The sequence below is a fragment of the Paenibacillus physcomitrellae genome, assembly GCF_002240225.1.
GTDB classification, from domain to species: domain Bacteria; phylum Bacillota; class Bacilli; order Paenibacillales; family Paenibacillaceae; genus Fontibacillus; species Fontibacillus physcomitrellae.
In genome coordinates this window covers 2,486,276-2,505,000 of record NZ_CP022584.1, presented here as the reverse complement: position 1 = coordinate 2,505,000, position 18,725 = coordinate 2,486,276, and the positions used below count along the sequence as shown (strand labels likewise).

The following is an 18,725-nucleotide window of genomic DNA, read 5'->3' as shown; positions in this document are numbered from 1 at the left end:
ACCCCTGTCCAGGGTGAAGGTGCGGTAACACGCACTGGAGGCCCGAACCCACGAACGTTGAAAAGTTCGGGGATGAGGTGGGGGTAGCGGAGAAATTCCAATCGAACTCGGAGATAGCTGGTTCTCCCCGAAATAGCTTTAGGGCTAGCCTCGGTGGTACAGTCGTGGAGGTAGAGCACTGATTGGGTGCGGGGCCCGCAAGGGTTACCAAGCTCAGTCAAACTCCGAATGCCATAGACTGATTAACCGGGAGTCAGACAGTGAGTGCTAAGATCCATTGTCAAAAGGGAAACAGCCCAGACCATCAGCTAAGGTCCCCAAGTGTGTGTTAAGTGGGAAAGGATGTGGAGTTGCACAGACAACCAGGATGTTGGCTTAGAAGCAGCCACCATTTAAAGAGTGCGTAATAGCTCACTGGTCGAGTGACTCTGCGCCGAAAATGTAACGGGGCTAAACACACCACCGAAGCTATGGCTTGATGCAATGCATCAGGGGTAGGGGAGCGTTGTATGTGGGTAGAAGGTGTACCGTAAGGAGCGCTGGACAGCATACAAGTGAGAATGCCGGTATGAGTAACGAAAAGATCAGTGAGAATCTGATCCGCCGAAAGCCTAAGGGTTCCTGAGGAAGGTTCGTCCGCTCAGGGTAAGTCGGGACCTAAGGCGAGGCCGACAGGCGTAGTCGAAGGACAACAGGTGGAAATTCCTGTACCACCGTAAACCGCTATGAGCGATGGGGTGACGCAGCAGGGTAGTGACGCGGACTGATGGATGTCCGTCCAAGCAGTGAGAGGGTAGCATAGGCAAATCCGTGCTACATAACCTTGGGCTGTGATGGGGAGCGAAAATTGCAGTAGCGAAGGTCATGATCTCACACTGCCAAGAAAAGCCTCTAGCCAGGTGAAGGTGCCCGTACCGTAAACCGACACAGGTAGGCGAGAAGAGAATTCTAAGGCGCGCGGAAGAACTCTCGTTAAGGAACTCGGCAAAATGACCCCGTAACTTCGGGAGAAGGGGTGCCTCGGTAGGGTGAATAGCCCGAGGGGGCCGCAGTGAAAAGGCCCAAGCGACTGTTTAGCAAAAACACAGGTCTGTGCGAAGCCGTAAGGCGAAGTATACGGGCTGACGCCTGCCCGGTGCTGGAAGGTTAAGGGGAGTGGTTAGGGGTAACCCGAAGCTATGAACTGAAGCCCCAGTAAACGGCGGCCGTAACTATAACGGTCCTAAGGTAGCGAAATTCCTTGTCAGGTAAATTCTGACCCGCACGAATGGCGTAACGACTTGGGCGCTGTCTCAACGAGAGATCCGGTGAAATTTTAATACCTGTGAAGATGCAGGTTACCCGCGACAAGACGGAAAGACCCCATGGAGCTTTACTGCAGCTTGATATTGGACTTTGATACGATTTGTACAGGATAGGTGGGAGCCTAGGAAGAGGGAGCGCAAGCTTCCTTGGAGGCGCCGTTGGGATACCACCCTGATCGTATCGGAGTTCTAACCTGGTGCCCTGATCGGGCATGGGGACAGTGTCAGGTGGGCAGTTTGACTGGGGCGGTCGCCTCCTAAAGAGTAACGGAGGCGCCCCAAGGTTCCCTCAGAATGGTTGGAAATCATTCGAAGAGTGCAAAGGCAAAAGGGAGCTTGACTGCGAGACTGACAAGTCGAGCAGGGACGAAAGTCGGGCTTAGTGATCCGGTGGTACCGCATGGAAGGGCCATCGCTCAACGGATAAAAGCTACCCTGGGGATAACAGGCTTATCTCCCCCAAGAGTCCACATCGACGGGGAGGTTTGGCACCTCGATGTCGGCTCATCGCATCCTGGGGCTGAAGTAGGTCCCAAGGGTTGGGCTGTTCGCCCATTAAAGCGGTACGCGAGCTGGGTTCAGAACGTCGTGAGACAGTTCGGTCCCTATCTGTCGTGGGCGTAGGAAATTTGAGAGGAGCTGTCCTTAGTACGAGAGGACCGGGATGGACGCACCGCTGGTGCACCAGTTGTTCCGCCAGGAGCACAGCTGGGTAGCTAAGTGCGGAAGGGATAAGCGCTGAAAGCATCTAAGCGTGAAGCCCCCCTCAAGATGAGATTTCCCAACTAGTAAGACCCCTTGAAGACGACGAGGTAGATAGGCTGGGGGTGGAAGTGCAGCAATGCATGGAGCTGACCAGTACTAATCGGTCGAGGGCTTATCCAAATAGATCTAATCGCAATTGATTGTTTCGTATCCAGTTTTCAAGTGATCAAACACTTGAATCGTTTGGTGGCGATGGCGGAGGGGTTCCACACGTACCCATCCCGAACACGACCGTTAAGCCCTCCAGCGCCGATGGTACTTGGACCGCAGGGTCCTGGGAGAGTAGGACGCCGCCAAGCGAAACTTATTACATATTCCCTGATAGCTCAGTTGGTAGAGCACTCGACTGTTAATCGAGTTGTCACAGGTTCGAGTCCTGTTCGGGGAGCCATATGCTCTCATAGCTCAGTAGGTAGAGTGCATCCATGGTAAGGATGAGGTCACCGGTTCGATCCCGGTTGAGAGCTCCATTCAATTTTACAAGGCCCGTTGGTCAAGGGGTTAAGACACCTCCCTTTCACGGAGGTAACAGGGGTTCGAATCCCCTACGGGTCACCATATTTTCGGAGGCTTAGCTCAGCTGGGAGAGCATCTGCCTTACAAGCAGAGGGTCGGGGGTTCGATCCCCTCAGCCTCCACCATATTTTTAATAATAATTGGACAAGTTACATAGCTTTAATGTTGGGGATTAGCCAAGCGGTAAGGCAACGGACTTTGACTCCGTCATGCATAGGTTCGAATCCTATATCCCCAGCCATTTACGAGCCATTAGCTCAGTTGGTAGAGCACCTGACTTTTAATCAGGGTGTCGAAGGTTCGAGTCCTTCATGGCTCACTTTTATTTCATCGAAACATGTTCTCGCTAGAAGCGAAGAAGATGTTTTTTTATTTGAGTTTTTTTATTTACTGACCGCTTTCCGGTAACGGAGAGTGTTTTTTTTATTAATAAAAGAAGCTAGAACATGACCCTGGTTCCCAAAATCCAGGCAGTCGAAAACAATTAGTTAGGACATGATGATATAGGCCACGAAAGGCAACGTTATTGTTTGTGTAGTTATTTGTATTGTTAGTTGTAATTGGAGACGGATATAACTTTAGTTAAAGGCCCTGTAGCCTTCAATATAAGCTGATTTGGCTCGGAAGAGGGAAGAAGGAAGGATGGAAGAGAGGAACGGCTGAAAGGCTCACAGGCCAAGCCAGGGCTTACTGGAGCCAACAAGGCAGGAGGAATCCATAGAGGTCAGTATCTTTGTCGCTAAAGTATCTCTGTTTGCTAAAGAATCCCACCCATCAAAGAATCTCCTTCTCTAAAGAAATGTAGCGCTGTGGAGATTTGAACCTTGCGTAAGGCTGCAGCACTCTTTAAAGGGGGGAGGTTATGTATCTGCAGATCTTTAAACGGGCTGTAAGAGGCAGCTGGAGGAGTGCAGTGTCAAAGCAGTAAAATGCAGTCTCAAGGAAGTAGAATGCGTCTTAAAGAAGTAGAATGCAGCCTCAAAGCCATCTGCACGATCTTAGAACGATTGCGGAGTAGAGATCACGCTTTACTGAAACGTCCTAAACAGAGAGGATGGTCAGACTTTATACAGATGATAGAACTCCAGAATTGAACGCAGGTTCGCTAAGCAGACAGTCAATAATTTATCCATTTAAGGCCCTTAAATAAAGGGATAAATACATGCAAAAAAACTTTTTTAATTTTTTTTGGAGAAATGCTTGACTCTAATTAACTTGGTATGGTAAGATCATTCTTGTCGCTAACGAGATAAGTTAAATGAAAAAACAACGAAATCGAAGTTAGTATATAAGCCTTTAACTAAGGTTAAGGCCTAATGTGCGCGTGTGGCGGAATTGGCAGACGCACTAGACTTAGGATCTAGCGTCTTTGACGTGGGGGTTCAAGTCCCTCCACGCGCACCATATATGCGGACGTGGCTCAGCGGTAGAGCATCGCCTTGCCAAGGCGAGGGTCGCGGGTTCGATTCCCGTCGTCCGCTCCATATGTGCGCCCTTAGCTCAGCTGGATAGAGCGTTTGACTACGAATCAAAAGGTCAGGAGTTCGAATCTCTTAGGGCGCGCCACTTATGAACTTATTGTTTTTGTCGGGATGTAGCTCAGCTTGGTAGAGCACCTGGTTTGGGACCAGGGGGTCGCATGTTCGAATCGTGTCATCCCGACCATTATAATGCGGGTGTAGTTCAATGGTAGAACTCCAGCCTTCCAAGCTGGTAGCGTGGGTTCGATTCCCATCACCCGCTCCATACATAAAGTCAAGCATCATCGTAAACGATGATGCTTTTTGTTAAAAACAACTGCGTTTTTTCCGGAAATCGCAGTTTCTTTATATCTATTGCTTTTATCGCTTTGACGTATTATCGTATGAAAATAAAAGGATTACAAAAAAATAAAGATTTTTGATTCTTGTTATTGTATGATGTTAACAATGTATGACATGTTACTGATAATTTTATCGGAATACAGGTGAAACAGGAGGTACGAAAGAATGACTGAGCTTACAGTAACTGCAGGGAAAAACAATTCCAGTAACCTGCTGCGGCGGGATATTCGCTTTTTGGGCAATATTCTGGGAGAAGTCCTTGTCCATCAAGGCGGTAATGAACTCTTAGATATTGTCGAAAAGATACGTGAGGCGAGTAAATCGCTGCGAGCTTCTTTTATGCCAGAGACCCATGAGGAATTCAAAGATATGATCAATGGGCTGGCACCGGATATCCGTCACCAGGTCGTACGAGCATTTGCAATCTATTTCCAGCTGGTTAATATTGCTGAGCAGAACCACCGAATCCGCCGGAAACGCGATTATGAGCGGGAAGCTGGTGAATCGATCCAGCCAGGTTCGATTGAAGCATCTGTAATGGAATTGAAGGATCGTGGTTTCTCTTGTGAAGAAGTGCAGGAGATCCTTGAGGGCATGTCGCTTGAGCTGGTCATGACGGCCCATCCTACCGAAGCCATGCGCCGGGCGATTCTTGATATTCACAAACGGATTGCCGAAGATGTCATGCAGATGGATAATCCGACGCTAACCTTCCGTGAACGGGAGCAGCTTCGGGAGAAGCTTCTGAACGAAGTAATTACGCTTTGGCAGACTGATGAGCTGCGTGACCGCAAGCCGACGGTGCTCGATGAGGTTCGTAATGGGATGTACTATTTCCATGAGACTTTATTCCACGTTTTACCTGACGTTTATCAAGAAATCGAACGCTGTCTGAGCAAATATTACCCGGAGCATAACTGGCACATGCCCGCTTACCTGAAGTTTGGTTCCTGGATCGGCGGCGACCGTGACGGCAACCCTTCGGTTACAGCGGATGTGACGTGGGAAACGCTGAAGATGCAGCGCAAGCTGGCTGTACGCGAATATCAGCGGCTGCTGAGCAATTTGTTTAAGCACTTGAGCTTCAGCACGACGATCGTTGATGTGAGTGATGAACTGAAGTCCTCCATCCTGAAGGACAGCGCCGCTGTCGAACTGAAGAAGACGCCATGCTGGACGAATGAAAAAGAACCTTACCGCATCAAGCTGACTTATATGACTGAGAAGCTCCATAACGTGCTTGACGAAGCTCATAAAGGCCAGGCAGACCGTTATGCGGTACCTGAGGAACTGATTGAGGATCTGGAAATCATCGACCGCAGCCTGCGTCATCATTATGCGGATTATGTTGCGGACACGTATATTAAGAAACTTATACGTCAAGTTGAATTGTTTGGCTTCCATACAGCGAAGCTGGATATCCGCCAGCACAGTAAAGAACACGAGAACGCCATGACGGAAATTTTGGCGAATATGAATATTACGCCTAATTATGCCGGGCTGCCTGAACCTGAGAAGGTAAAGCTGCTGGAGAAATTGCTTAATGATCCTCGGCCGCTTACGTCGCCTTATCAAGAGTACAGCGAAAGCACAACCGAATGTCTGGAAGTATACCGGACGGTTTATATTGCCCAGAAGGAATTCGGCAAAGGTTGTATATCCAGTTATCTGATCAGTATGGCCGAGGCTACGAGCGACATTCTGGAAGTTATGGTGTTTGCCAAGGAAGTGGGTCTGTTCCAGAAAGAGCACGGCGAGAAGGCGATTTGTACGCTGCAGGCCGTTCCGCTGTTTGAAACGATTGATGACCTTCATAACGCGCCGGGCATTATGCGTGAGCTGCTCAGCATGCCGATCTACAGACAGTCTGTGGCTGCAATGAATGATTTGCAGGAGATCATGCTTGGTTACTCGGACAGTAATAAGGACGGCGGCGTTATTACGGCTAACTGGGAGCTGCGTGTAGCTCTTAAAGAAATCACTGCTACGGCAAAAGAGTTTGGCGTAAAGCTGAAATTCTTCCATGGCCGCGGAGGAGCGCTCGGCCGCGGAGGCATGCCGCTGAACCGCAGTATTATGGTGCAGCCGGCGGAAACGATCGGTGGAGGCATCAAAATTACGGAGCAGGGCGAGGTTCTTTCTGAACGTTATTCCCTGAAAGGAATTGCGTACCGCAGTCTTGAGCAGGCGACTTCGGCTCTGATCATCTCTGCTATTCATGCCCGGCTGCCAAAGCAATCCGAGCTGAATGAGAGCCGCTGGGAAGCCATCGTGAAGGAAATGTCGGAAACGGCGCTCCAGAAATATCAGGATTTGATTTTCCGTGAACCGGATTTCCTGAGTTTCTTTAAGGAATCTACACCGCTTGGCGAAGTAGGGGAACTCAACATCGGCTCCAGACCTTCCAAACGGAAGAACAGTGACCGCTTCGAGGATCTGCGGGCTATCCCTTGGGTGTTTGCCTGGACACAAAGCCGGTATTTGCTTCCGGCTTGGTATGCAGCAGGTACTGGACTGCAGCAGTTCTATCAGGGCAAGCCGGAGAACCTGAAGGTCATGCAGGATATGTATGAGAACTTCCTGTTCTTCCGCTCTTTGATTGATACGCTGAAGTTCGCGGTAGTGAAAGCTGATTTGAATATTGCACGGGAGTATTCGAAGCTATGTTCGAATGAAGAAATCAGAAGCCGGATCTTCTCACAGATTGAGGAAGAGTTTATTTTGACGAAGAATCTCATTCTGGCCATTACGGGCGAGCAGGAGCTGCTGGACAATCAGCCGACACTTCAGGAGTCCGTCAGACAGCGTAATCCTTACGTAGATCCGCTCAGCTATCTGCAGGTTCAGCTGCTAAGAGAGCTCCGTCAGATCCGCGAGCAGGATGCTGACGATGCTGAACTGCTTCGCGAAGTGCTGCTCACAATTAACGGCATTGCCGCAGGCATGCGTAATACAGGCTGATCCTTCGAAGAAATGATGGCGGGTGTACTTCGGTACACCCGTTTCTTTTTTAGAGAGATTATGAAAAGGTCAAAAGGTGTAAGGATGAAGCTCAGCAAATTTGCTCGAATTAAGGATGGATCTCAAAAGAATGCAGGGAGCTTTATGGAAGTCTATGCATGCTGTAAATGGGTTTGGATGGAAGGTAATACATAGTTTAAATAGAGTTTTTAAGGGAGTTAAATTGTGATTATGCCTTGCTTTTTGAAGGGGCATGAATTACGATTTGAATGGACTATGGCGCTCGGACAAGCTGCGAAGCCTGCAGCCAAATCAAGGGGCTTCCAGCCGTATGATAAAGTAAGGTAGTGTGTGTAGAAGCAGCCGAAATCTGGGGGATAACAACGGATGGCAGAACTTTCAGATGCAGGTTTGGTGAAGCTGGCCCGTAAAGGGAACCAGGACGCTTTCGCCGAGCTTGTAGAATTGTATAAGGATAAAGTGTTTCATCTGGCTTACCGGATGCTGAATAACCGGCATGAGTCAGAGGACATCGTGCAGGAAACGTTCCTGCGCGTTTATAAGAATTGGGACAAATATGACGAGAATCAGAAGTTCTCGACCTGGATGTACCGGATTGCGACGAACCTTTGCATAGACCGCTTACGGAAGCGGAAGCCGAATTTCTCGCTGGATGCGGAACTGAATGACCAGGACGGGACGGCCGACGGATATTCGCTGATTCCCGGGGATAACCGCACGCCGGAAAGTGAATTTTTGCTAAGTGAAACGCAGCAGATCATTCATCAGGCGATCGCGGGTCTGCCGGCGAAGTATAAGACGATTATGATTCTCCGGTATTTGCAGGAGCTGTCGCTGCAGGAAATCGGGGATATTTTAAACATGCCTGTAACCACTGTCAAAACGAGGGTACACCGTGGCCGGGAGTTTCTGCGGAAGCGGCTGGAGCATAAATTATTTTAAGTGTAAAAATAAAGTGAAACTCCTGCAAAGCTGGACCGTATACAAAGAAGTACGAGTAGCTAAAAGAGCTTCACTTGTTGTTTTTGCGTCTGAACAGTAAAGGAATTTGCAAGGAAAGGAATGGCTCAAATGGAATGCAAACAGGCTGCCTCTTTGATGCATGATTATTTGGATAACGAACTGCCTGAGGAACAGGCGCTTGATTTGAAGAGTCATTTGGATAGATGTGTGTCTTGCAGGACCCGGCTGAAGGAGCTGGAGCAGACCGATATGCTGATGTTTGCCGCTGTCAAGCATTCGCTGCCTTCTGCATCCGATGATGTACTGAACCAAATTATGAGCAATCTGCCTAAGAAACGCAGACAGCAGCCTTGGCTGGGTTGGGTGAAACGGCATCCGGCGCTTACGGCGGCAGCGATGTTTTTGCTCGTGATGCTTTTCAGCACATTGTCGATCTGGAAATCGGACGACCAGTTGGTCGTTAAAGGCGCTGACCTGGATAAGGTCCGCATAGAAGGTCACACGGTGATCGTGCCCGAAGGGACGGCTATAGCAGGCGATCTGACGATTGAGAACGGCAATACGGAGGTCTACGGGGAAGTTGAAGGGAATTTGACCGTCATCGACGGGTCGCTTTACCAGGCTTCCACAGCCAAAATTGCCGGCGATGCCAAAACGATTGATCAGGCGCTGGACTGGATCTGGTACAGGATTACGAATACTTTTACGGAAGTTGCCTACCGCTAAGCTGCCCGGCATAGAACTACAGCAATATGGCGCCCCCTGAATAAGGGAATCGGCGCCATTTTTTTGTAAAACAGGAATGACAGAAGCTGGAATTGCAGAAAATAATGTGGTGAAAGCGCATTTAAACGGATATTTGGGGCCTGCGCTTGCAACTCGGACTTGATCGTTATAACCTAGAGTTTAAGGGGAATGAATATAGAGACTTCAGCATTGGGTTTTACATAACCTCGAAGAGGGATACCGGGGGCATGACAATGAATTATTTTGAGAACTTAACCTGGGCAGAATCCATTAAAGATTTAGTGGATGTACTGGCTGTTACTTATATTATTTATTATTTGATCCTGCTCGTTCGGGGAACACGTGCGATTCAGCTGCTCAAGGGTATTTTTGTACTTGTGATTATTTGGGCGCTTAGCACCTGGTTTGATTTGTATACCTTGAAATGGCTGATGAATCAGCTGTTTACTTTTGGTGTGCTGGCGGTGTTTATCATTTTCCAGCCGGAGCTGCGCCGCGGTCTCGAGCAATTGGGGCGGGGCAAGCTGTTCAGCCGGATTTCGGCCGATGAAGAGGAATTCAGCCGGACCGTTTCCCATATCATTAAGGCCGTTAACTATTTGTCCCGGCGCAAAATCGGTGCTTTAATCGTGTTTGAACGGGAGACGGGCCTCAATGAATATGTGGAGTCCGGCATTCCCATGCAGTCGATGATTTCCTCCGAGCTGCTGATTAACATCTTCATTCCGAATACGCCGCTGCATGACGGGGCCATTATTATTCAGGACAACCGGATTACGGCTGGAGCCTGTTATCTGCCGCTTTCAGAGAATCCGTTCATCAGCAAGGAGTTGGGGACGCGGCACCGCGCTGCGATCGGCATTAGTGAGGTCGGAGATGCGCTGGCGATCGTCGTGTCTGAGGAGACCGGCCAGATTTCGCTGGCTCTGGATGGACAAGTGGTCCGCGATATCAATGAGGAGTCGCTGATCTCCAAGCTGTATGCGGAGCTGAGTCCGAAGACGATGGAGAAGACCCGCAAAACCCCTTTCTGGAGGAGAATGGGGGCTAACAAACATGAATAAGTGGATTAATAATAATAATTTCGCTAAAATCATTGCACTTTGTATCAGTTTGATCCTGTGGCTGATGGTGCATTTGGACAGCTCGGAATCCATTTCCGGGGTGAACGATTCGGTCAGCACGCGGACCATCGATAACGTCAAAGTCCAGATCTACAATCTGGATGAGGAGAAATATGTGGTGTACGGGCTCGATCCGGAGCGGGTAACTTTAGAGGTTAGAGGGAAGCGGACGAAGCTGACCTCGTTATTTTCCGAAGATGATTATAAAGTAAAGCTGGATCTGAACCATGTAACGCCGGGCTCCAAGACGCTGCCGCTCAAATGCGAGCTTCCTAACGGTGTGGAGTGTGTGGCCATTACGCCTTCGTCTGCTCATATTACGATAGAAGCGAAAGCGTCGAAGGATGTTCAGGCCTCGGTTATTACCACTGGTGTGCCTGCGGAGGGTTATGAAATTGGAACGCCGGTCCTGAAAAATGATGGAAAAGTAAAGGTTACTTTGCCTTCAAGTGAAATCGAAGATTTAGGTAAAATCCAAGGGGTAGTTAACGTTGCCGGGATTAACAGCGACATTACGGGGAAAAGTATCAAACTGATCGCCTATGATAAGGCGGGAGATGAAATGGAGGATGCGGAAATATCGCCGTCTTCCATCGATGTGGATGTACCTGTCATCAAGCTGTATAAAAGTATCCCGATCGAACTGCAGACTACCGGAAGCCTGCCTGAGGGGTATGCCCTTTCAGGAGTGAGCAGCAGCCCGGAGCAGGTGGTCGTGTACGGCTCGAAGGATGCGCTGGACAAGATCAGCTCTTATCCGATTACCGTCGATTTGGGCAATTTCACTGGAACAGACAGCAGCAGCAAATATACGGTGAGCTTGACTCCGCCGGAAGGTTTTGAGAAAATCGAGCCTGACTCACTGGAAATTACGATTAATGCGACACCTTTTGAAAAAAAAACACTGAATGACCTTCCGATCACGCTGCTTAACGTCGGAGGGAATTATACGGCCAAAATCATCGGCCCCCAGTCGGGAACCGTTAACGCCACGGTGGAAGGCAGCTCTGAGCGCATCGCTTCGCTTAAGCCCGAAGATCTGTCGTTCACAGCGGACGTTAGCGGTTATGAGGAAGGAACTTTTAAAGTAAGGCTGGACGCCAAGCTCCCCCAGTATATTCATTTGCTGGACTCGGGGACGGACGGGACGGTCCAGGTGAAGATCACGGCCAAGGACAAGCCGGTAACGGTTGATCCTGCTCCTTCGGCCGGGGGCGGAAGCGAACCTCCGCCATCGTCCAGTCATGACGTGAGCGTTCCGGACGCAAGCACCGGCACGGAGACGTCCGGCGAATCCGGAATATCCGGTTCGGGAGCGGGATCGGGTTCAGGCAATGAAGGCAGCGGCCAGACTGATGAATCGACAAATTTACCGTAACTGAAAACAAACGAAGGCTCATACTATTATAGGGTGAGATGGAACGTAAGAAGAGGAGTGTAACTTGAATTATGGGGAAATATTTTGGTACTGATGGGGTCCGTGGGATTGCCAATAAAGAATTGACTGCAGAGCTGGCTTACCGTATCGGACGGTGCGGCGGCTATGTGCTGACTGGAGCGGCTTCGGGTACGGCGCATAAGCCTAAAGTGGTCATTGGCATGGATACACGGATCTCAGGTGTCATGCTCGAATCCGCGCTTGTAGCCGGCCTGCTGTCAATTGGAGCCGACGTGATTCGTCTGGGGGTATTAACGACTCCTGCTGTGGCTTATTTGACGCGCGAACTTGGCGCGGATGCCGGAGTTATGATTTCGGCTTCCCACAATCCGGTTGAGGATAACGGGATTAAGTTTTTCGGCAGTGACGGATTTAAGCTTTCCGATGAAACGGAGCTGCAGATCGAAGAGCTGATCGATAAGGAAAATGATGAACTGCCGCGTCCTGTCGGCGGGGATCTGGGTTCGGTTGAAGTCGACTATGACGCTAAACTGAAGTATCTGGAGCTGCTGAAGTCTACGCTGACTTCCAAGTCTTTCAAAGGTTTGAAGGTTGTGCTTGACTGTGCAAACGGTGCGGCTTATGAGCTTGCGCCGCGTTTGTTCCGCGAGCTTGGCGCCGATGTGACGACGATTGCAGCAGAACCAAATGGCCGCAACATTAACGACCACTGCGGTTCTACGCATCCGGAGAAGCTGAAAGAGGAAGTAGTACGTCTTGGGGCCGATTTGGGTCTTGCTTTTGACGGGGACGCGGACCGTCTGATCGCGATTGACGGCACGGGTGCCGAAGTAGACGGCGACCACATCCTGGCGATTTGCGGGGATGCCATGAACCGTGAGGGCAAGCTGGCTCAAAGCACGATCGTAACAACCGTAATGAGTAACATTGGGTTCTATAAAGCGACGGAGAAGCTGGGTTTGAACAGCGTGAAGACAGCTGTAGGCGACCGTTATGTCATGGCGGAAATGCGCCGCGGTGGTTTTAACCTGGGCGGTGAGCAGTCGGGCCACGTGATTTTTCTGGATCACAGCACAACGGGAGACGGGATTCTGACAGCTATCCAGCTGGTGGATACGATTCTGAAGTCCGGCAAAAAGCTGAGCGAGCTCAAAACGCTGATGGTGCAGTATCCGCAGGTACTCGTGAATGTGCGCGTGCAGGATAAACGCAATTATGAAGGCAATACGGCGATCGCTGCTGCGATTGCGGAGGTTGAAGGCAAACTCGGCGACAACGGCCGTGTACTGGTACGTCCATCCGGTACGGAATCTTTGATTCGCGTGATGGCCGAAGGTCCGGATAAAGCGGAGCTGGAGCAGTTTGTAGCGGATATTGCAGCTGTTGTACAGAAGGAGCTTGTGTAACGTAACGTTCTGATTCGTTGGTTTAATGACCCGCTGTACGGGATGAGAGAGGTCTTGCTCATGGATGCAGGATCATGATTCCGCATGACCGGGTTGCTGACTGAGGAGGAACAGGAACATCGTTACAGCCGATTTTTACCCAGCCGCTGGGCGCGGAAGTTGGCGCGTTTCGGCGGTTATTTTTCGGGTAAATAAGCTGGGAATTGCAGGGCAAAAGGGTAAAAAGAAGTCCGTATCATTGCAAAATGATCGTCACATGCATATAATAAACCATATTCCAAACAGAGAGTGAGGATCGTGAGGTTACAACAGCAACATAAGCGCCAGAGCTTCCTAGACTCGCGCGGAGGGAATTCGGTCACATATCGCCCGGAAAGTAAGTGAATGAGACGAGCGTGGCAGGATCCCATGGAGCGGGAAGCTGACGAGGTAGAGGTGTTCGAAACATTCGGCGGGGACCTCTCGGTTAAGCATCAAACCGAAAATCAGACAGCAAAAGGTACGGGTGACCGTTCTGACAAACTGGTTGATGAGATGCAGCAATCTTAAACATTCTTAAATTTTAAATATAAAATTCATGAGTGCAAAGAGACGCGGATTACAGCTGCGGAGAAGTACGGGATGCATTCAAGAATTCCTTGATAATTGAATATTGAATTCATGACGATTGCTTCTTAGATTTACCGCAAATGTCTTCCGCGGCTCATCTGGCAGTTTGGCCGGCTTGTGCTCAAACTTGAGATGACGAAACGGAGGATTTATAAATATGTGTGGTATTGTGGGATATATCGGAAGCAGAGATACGCAGGCGGTTTTGATTGAAGGTCTTAAGAAGCTGGAGTACCGGGGGTATGACTCCGCGGGTATTGCTGTTTTTACACCTGAAGGTCTGAAGATCAGCAAATCGATCGGTCGTTTGGCCAATCTGGAAGCGAAGCTGGAGGGGGCTCCTCTGGTGGGCTCCGCAGGAATTGGACATACACGCTGGGCGACACACGGGAAACCGTCGGACGTGAACTCTCATCCGCATGCCGACCATACCCAGAAATTTTCGGTTGTTCATAACGGAATTGTCGAGAACTATCTGGAACTGAAAGAAGAATTGACCGGGCAGGGGTATATTTTTGTGTCTGAAACGGATACGGAAGTTATCGTTAACCTGATTGCACGCGAATACAAAGGGGATATCGTCAAAGCGGTTCAAGAGGCCGTAACGTATATGCGTGGTGCTTTTGCGCTTGGCGTCCTCACGGAATACGAACCTAACAAGCTGGTAGCTGTGCGTCAAGCCAGTCCGCTTGTGATCGGTATAGGTGAAGGCGAGAACTTCATCGGCTCGGATATCCCTGCTATTTTGAACTATACGCGTAAAGTTTATATTTTGAACGACGGCGAAATGGCTGTACTGACTGAAAACTCTGTCGAACTGATGACCATTGAGGGGAATTTTATTTCTCGGGAAATGACGGATGTCGAATGGGACGAAGTGACGGCGGAAAAAGGCGGCTACGACCATTTCATGCTCAAGGAAATTCATGAACAGCCTAAAGCTTATCGCGACACGATGCTGGGCCGGATCGACGCTTCCGGGAAGAAGGTCGTTCTGCCTGAGTTGAAGCTGACGGATGAGCAGATTAAAAATATCACTAACATCCACATCGTGGCCTGCGGGACGGCTTATCACGCCGGTCTGGTGGGCGGCTCCGTGATTGAGCAGCTGGTGCGCATTCCGGTGACCTTTGATGTGGCATCTGAATACCGCTACCGTTCGCCGCTGATTACGCCGCAGACGCTGGTGATCGTAGTCAGCCAATCCGGCGAAACTGCCGATACGCTGGCTGCGCTGCGTGAAGCGCATGACAATGGCGCACATGTCATTGCCATTACAAACGTGGTGGGCAGCTCGATTGCCCGTGACGCGGACGACGTCATCGCAACGCTGGCGGGTCCGGAGATCGCGGTAGCTTCCACCAAAGCTTATTCTTCCCAGCTGATCGCTTTCTATCTGTTTGCTCTGCATATGGCTCAAGTCCGCGGGACGCAAACCGAAGCGGAAGTTGCGCATATCATCGCTGCTATGCAGGCATTGCCTGAGCAGGTAGAGAAGATGCTGGAGAATACCGATTCGATCAAGACGTATGCCGAAGAAATCTCCAAGCATGATCATCTGTTCTTCATCGGCCGCGGCATGGACTATGCCGTTGTGCAGGAAGGTTCGCTGAAGCTGAAAGAGATCTCCTACATTCACTCGGAGGCTTATGCGGCAGGTGAGCTGAAGCACGGTACTTTGGCGCTGATTGAAGAAGGCATCCCGGTCATTGCTCTGCTTACGCAGGAGCATGTATTGGAGAAGACGGTCAGCAACATCAAAGAAGTGAAAGCCCGCGGCGGCGCCGTGATGGCCATCACTTACGACGAGCATGTTCCTAACCTGCTCAAATCCGTTGACCAGGCTTTGGCCATTCCGAAGACGCTGCCGATCCTGTCGGCTGCCCTGTCGGTAGTGCCGCTGCAAATGCTGGCTTACTACGCTTCGCTGGCACGTGGTTTGGACGTGGATAAACCGCGGAACTTGGCGAAGAGTGTGACGGTGGAGTGAGAGACGTGGCAAGGGAGCTCAGATTTGTCTGAGCTCCCTTGTTGTTTTATTTATTGGAGTCAAAAGAAAATAAAGTTCTAGACCGAAAATAAAGTATTAGACTAACAATGCTTCATTAAGCTAACGGGCAGGATAGTCCTAATTAAATTTTAATAACGAATAGGACTGTAACTCGAAAGAAGGTGTTTATTATGTGTGGCAAATTCCCATGTGACTGTGCAAGTACTCTCATCTGTACATAGATACTAAATTTGTTAGACAGAAAAATTAAGATGAGGACTGAAGACTAGGAAAACAAAGTTTTACTCATGAGCCTTAAACTAACGCTAATCTACCGGTACACACATTAAATCAGCAGGGAAGCGATTTTGTTGAAATCTGTAATCGTAAAAGGGATTTTAATTGCTATGTTTTCTATTCTTTATACGCCTTCAGGAACAACTTTCGCCTTTGATTCAAAGGAAGAGTCTTTACGAATCATCGTTAATGAATAGGAGGTCAATTTTAGAGACGAGATACCATTTTATGATAAAAAACGGCAGGGTGCAGGTTCCACTCCGTTTTGTAAGTGAGGCGATGGGGGCCAAAGTACAATGGGACGGCATAGCAAGAAAAGTAACTGTCACTTTAGGTGGGGATAAGATTGAATTGAGTATAGCCAAGAAGGCTTACACCTTAAACGGACAGCAATTTCAAATGGATACTTCTTCTATAGTGAATCATGGTACAACGTTTGTACCGATTCGGTTTGTTGGCCAAGCTTTAGGAGCAAGGGTAACCTTTGATACTATACATAATACGATACATATTGACACTGACAATAGTGATGAAAACCTTGAGCAAATACCAATAAAGCAAGATGGGAAATCGGTCTACAATGGTTTTATAATTGATTTGGAACCAGATTCGAAATTACTTGTAGGTAAAGGTCTCTACGATACTTATGGCAGTGAATATACTCTACTGAATATTGTGGTAACATTCGATAAGATGGATACGGATATAGACTACAAAAAGCAATATGAAGATGTTGAAGACATCCTGTTACAGAAGGTGGATTCAGAAACAGTGGCCGCAGTGATGAGATATCTTAGTGCAAAGACAACGGCTGAGGACATGCTTCCCTCTAAGGAATTTAAGGACACTAACTATAAGGTTATTGTCTCGTCAAGAATGATAGATGCCAATGTAAACATTTTTGTTTTTAAGAATTAATTCTATAAAACTTGTTCCTCAACGAAACGATAATGTCATTCAACTAACGGGAACGTTAGTTGAACGACAACAGCATCAGTCTAAGCCTTTATTTACTAAGTCTTGGTACGCCGATGCTTTTTTTTATTGATCAGTCTAGAACTTATTTTTTAAAAGCTGACCATTTATTAATTCAAAACCGCGTCAAATCAACGACTCCAGTCTAATATTTTATTTTCACCGAACAATTGGAAGAAAGCTTGCTTTTGATAAGAAAATAGCTATAATTACGTTTAAGGGATTAAACGAATGAACTATAGAGGTGAATGGAATGAACCAACAAACAGAGCAAGTTCTACAACAATTTAAAGATTGTATTCCTTTATTGGAAGTGCTAACCGATGAAAACCGTCAAGCTATTATTATGCTGTTGGCGCAGAATAAATTAGGACTTAATGTTAATACAATAGCAGGCCATATGGATTTGTCTAGACCGGCTATATCCCATCATTTAAAGGTATTGAAACAGTCTGGCTACATTAAATCCGAAAAAAAAGGCGTAGAAAACTATTATGTATTAACAGTCCGTAAACCGCTTGAGCAGATCAAATCATTAATCACTTCTGTTGAACAGGCATGCGATTTGTCCAATGATTCCCCCTAAGACCTGAAGGAAATACTGCGGGAAGGAACTTATTCTGCACAATAGGTTCATTCGTTTAAACTAATAATTATAAGAGAGAGTGATTTGAAATGAAGGCCATGGTCATTGAGAAATACGGAAAAAATGTTCCGTTAAAGATGTCTGAACAGCCAATGCCTGATATCCGAGAACATGATGTTCTAGTGGAAATTCATGCGGCCAGTTTAAATCCCATTGATTTTAAGATTAAGGAAGGGAAAATGAAATTCCTGTTGAGTTACAAGTTTCCTCTAATCTTAGGAAATGATTTCTCCGGTGTTGTCGTCAAAGTTGGTGGTCGGGTGAATGCTTTTAAACCCGGAGATGAAGTGTACGGAAGACCCCGCAAAAACCGAATCGGAACATTAGCTGAATTTATTGCGGTTCATGAGGAAGACATTTGGCTGAAGCCGCAAAATCTAACCTTTGAAGAAGCAGCATCGATCCCGTTGATTGGACTTACGACTTACCAGGCTTTTGGTGAAATATTAAACCTTCAAAAAGGCCAAAAAATTTTGATTCACGCTGGTTCGGGGGGCGTAGGTACCTTCGCCATCCAGTTGGCCAAGCTGATGGGCGCTTTTGTCGCCACAACGGCAAGCGAAAAAGGCTATGAATTGGTCAAAGCGTTGGGGGCCGATCTAATTATTAATTATAAAAAAGAGAATTTTGAAGAAATCCTTACCGGATATGACGCTGTTTTTGATACTTTAGGTGGAGAAGCCTTGGAGAAATCATTCCACATCCTGAAACCGGGCGGAAAAATCGTCTCTATCTCTGGCATGCCAAACGGCAGATTTGGAAAAGAAGCGAAATTGGGTTGGATGAAAACAACAATTTTGTCCATCGCAAGCCGTAAGATCAAAGCTCAGGAGAAGAGGAGTCAAACGGAGTATCACTTTCTATTCATGAAACCAAGCGGGGAACAATTGAAGGTTTTAAAGGAATTTATTGAAGGGGGTCTCATCAAACCAATTATTGATAAGGTGTATCATTTGGAAGATGCAGGTCAAGCCTTTCATTACTTGGAAAGTGGAAGGGCTAAAGGAAAGGTAATCGTCAAAATAAAGTAATTTTAGATCGGTATCTGTGAATGATATCAGCGTAAGTCTACAACTTTATTTTTTTTAAATTTGGATCCGCCGCTGCCCTGTCAGGGCAGCGGAATTTTTTTATGAAGAAAGGAAAATGGCTAGTGTTAGGCAAATGTAATAATAGAAG

General features: G+C 48.1%; 11 protein-coding genes, 11 tRNA genes and 2 rRNA genes (1 of these 24 cut by a window edge). All 24 read left to right on the top strand.

Annotated features, from left to right (window positions below):
- Window positions 1-2,189 (top strand): 23S ribosomal RNA (locus CBE73_RS11425); it begins 755 nt to the left of the window's first position.
- 62 nt (window positions 2,190-2,251) lie between these two features.
- A 5S ribosomal RNA gene (gene rrf / locus CBE73_RS11420) occupies window positions 2,252-2,368 on the top strand.
- Between the two features lie 16 nt (window positions 2,369-2,384).
- Window positions 2,385-2,460: transfer RNA gene (locus CBE73_RS11415), tRNA-Asn, on the top strand.
- A 3-nt stretch (window positions 2,461-2,463) separates the two neighbouring features.
- A tRNA-Thr gene (locus CBE73_RS11410) sits at window positions 2,464-2,539 on the top strand.
- A 13-nt stretch (window positions 2,540-2,552) separates the two neighbouring features.
- Window positions 2,553-2,627, top strand: a tRNA-Glu gene (locus CBE73_RS11405).
- A gap of 7 nt (window positions 2,628-2,634) precedes the next feature.
- Window positions 2,635-2,710 (top strand) — tRNA-Val (locus CBE73_RS11400).
- A gap of 41 nt (window positions 2,711-2,751) precedes the next feature.
- Window positions 2,752-2,826, top strand: a tRNA-Gln gene (locus CBE73_RS11395).
- A 5-nt stretch (window positions 2,827-2,831) separates the two neighbouring features.
- Window positions 2,832-2,904 (top strand) — tRNA-Lys (locus tag CBE73_RS11390).
- Between the two features lie 1,001 nt (window positions 2,905-3,905).
- Window positions 3,906-3,989, top strand: a tRNA-Leu gene (locus tag CBE73_RS11385).
- 5 nt (window positions 3,990-3,994) lie between these two features.
- Window positions 3,995-4,069 (top strand) — tRNA-Gly (locus tag CBE73_RS11380).
- A 5-nt stretch (window positions 4,070-4,074) separates the two neighbouring features.
- Window positions 4,075-4,151: transfer RNA gene (locus tag CBE73_RS11375), tRNA-Arg, on the top strand.
- Between the two features lie 22 nt (window positions 4,152-4,173).
- Window positions 4,174-4,250, top strand: a tRNA-Pro gene (locus tag CBE73_RS11370).
- A 7-nt stretch (window positions 4,251-4,257) separates the two neighbouring features.
- Window positions 4,258-4,331, top strand: a tRNA-Gly gene (locus CBE73_RS11365).
- 242 nt (window positions 4,332-4,573) lie between these two features.
- Window positions 4,574-7,369: a phosphoenolpyruvate carboxylase gene (gene ppc / locus CBE73_RS11360; protein WP_094094323.1), complete on the top strand. Its 2,796-nt coding sequence runs from the start codon at window positions 4,574-4,576 to the stop codon at window positions 7,367-7,369.
- Window positions 7,370-7,756: 387 nt separating this feature from the next.
- Window positions 7,757-8,332: an RNA polymerase sigma factor SigW gene (gene sigW / locus CBE73_RS11355; RefSeq protein ID WP_094094322.1), complete on the top strand. Its 576-nt coding sequence runs from the start codon at window positions 7,757-7,759 to the stop codon at window positions 8,330-8,332.
- 129 nt (window positions 8,333-8,461) lie between these two features.
- The gene (locus CBE73_RS11350) at window positions 8,462-9,079 is read left to right on the top strand and encodes a zf-HC2 domain-containing protein (RefSeq protein ID WP_094094321.1); all 618 of its coding nucleotides are present in this window, start codon (window positions 8,462-8,464) and stop codon (window positions 9,077-9,079) included.
- Window positions 9,080-9,333: 254 nt separating this feature from the next.
- Window positions 9,334-10,164 (top strand): diadenylate cyclase CdaA, encoded by an 831-nt coding sequence (gene cdaA / locus CBE73_RS11345; RefSeq protein WP_094096268.1) that lies wholly within the window; start codon window positions 9,334-9,336, stop codon window positions 10,162-10,164.
- A complete protein-coding gene (locus CBE73_RS11340) occupies window positions 10,157-11,602 on the top strand; it encodes a CdaR family protein (protein ID WP_094094320.1) in 1,446 nt (481 codons plus the stop codon). Before cdaA ends, CBE73_RS11340 begins: the two co-directional genes overlap by 8 nt.
- A gap of 71 nt (window positions 11,603-11,673) precedes the next feature.
- Window positions 11,674-13,029: a phosphoglucosamine mutase gene (gene glmM / locus CBE73_RS11335; protein WP_094094319.1), complete on the top strand. Its 1,356-nt coding sequence runs from the start codon at window positions 11,674-11,676 to the stop codon at window positions 13,027-13,029.
- A 384-nt stretch (window positions 13,030-13,413) separates the two neighbouring features.
- Entirely contained in the window at window positions 13,414-13,578 is a 165-nt protein-coding gene (locus CBE73_RS21925; protein ID WP_157739529.1) for a hypothetical protein, read from the top strand.
- A 217-nt stretch (window positions 13,579-13,795) separates the two neighbouring features.
- Entirely contained in the window at window positions 13,796-15,628 is a 1,833-nt protein-coding gene (gene glmS, locus CBE73_RS11330; RefSeq protein ID WP_094094318.1) for a glutamine--fructose-6-phosphate transaminase (isomerizing), read from the top strand.
- A 525-nt stretch (window positions 15,629-16,153) separates the two neighbouring features.
- Window positions 16,154-16,843 carry a stalk domain-containing protein gene (locus CBE73_RS11325; protein WP_157739527.1) on the top strand — a complete coding sequence of 230 codons (690 nt, stop codon included), beginning with the start codon at window positions 16,154-16,156 and terminating at the stop codon, window positions 16,841-16,843.
- A gap of 310 nt (window positions 16,844-17,153) precedes the next feature.
- On the top strand, window positions 17,154-17,486 hold the full coding sequence (locus CBE73_RS11320; RefSeq protein ID WP_094094316.1) for an ArsR/SmtB family transcription factor: 333 nt from the start codon (window positions 17,154-17,156) through the stop codon (window positions 17,484-17,486).
- Between the two features lie 89 nt (window positions 17,487-17,575).
- Window positions 17,576-18,577, top strand: a complete 1,002-nt coding sequence (locus CBE73_RS11315; protein WP_094094315.1) for an NADP-dependent oxidoreductase — start codon at window positions 17,576-17,578, stop codon at window positions 18,575-18,577.
- Window positions 18,578-18,725: the final 148 nt, after the last annotated feature.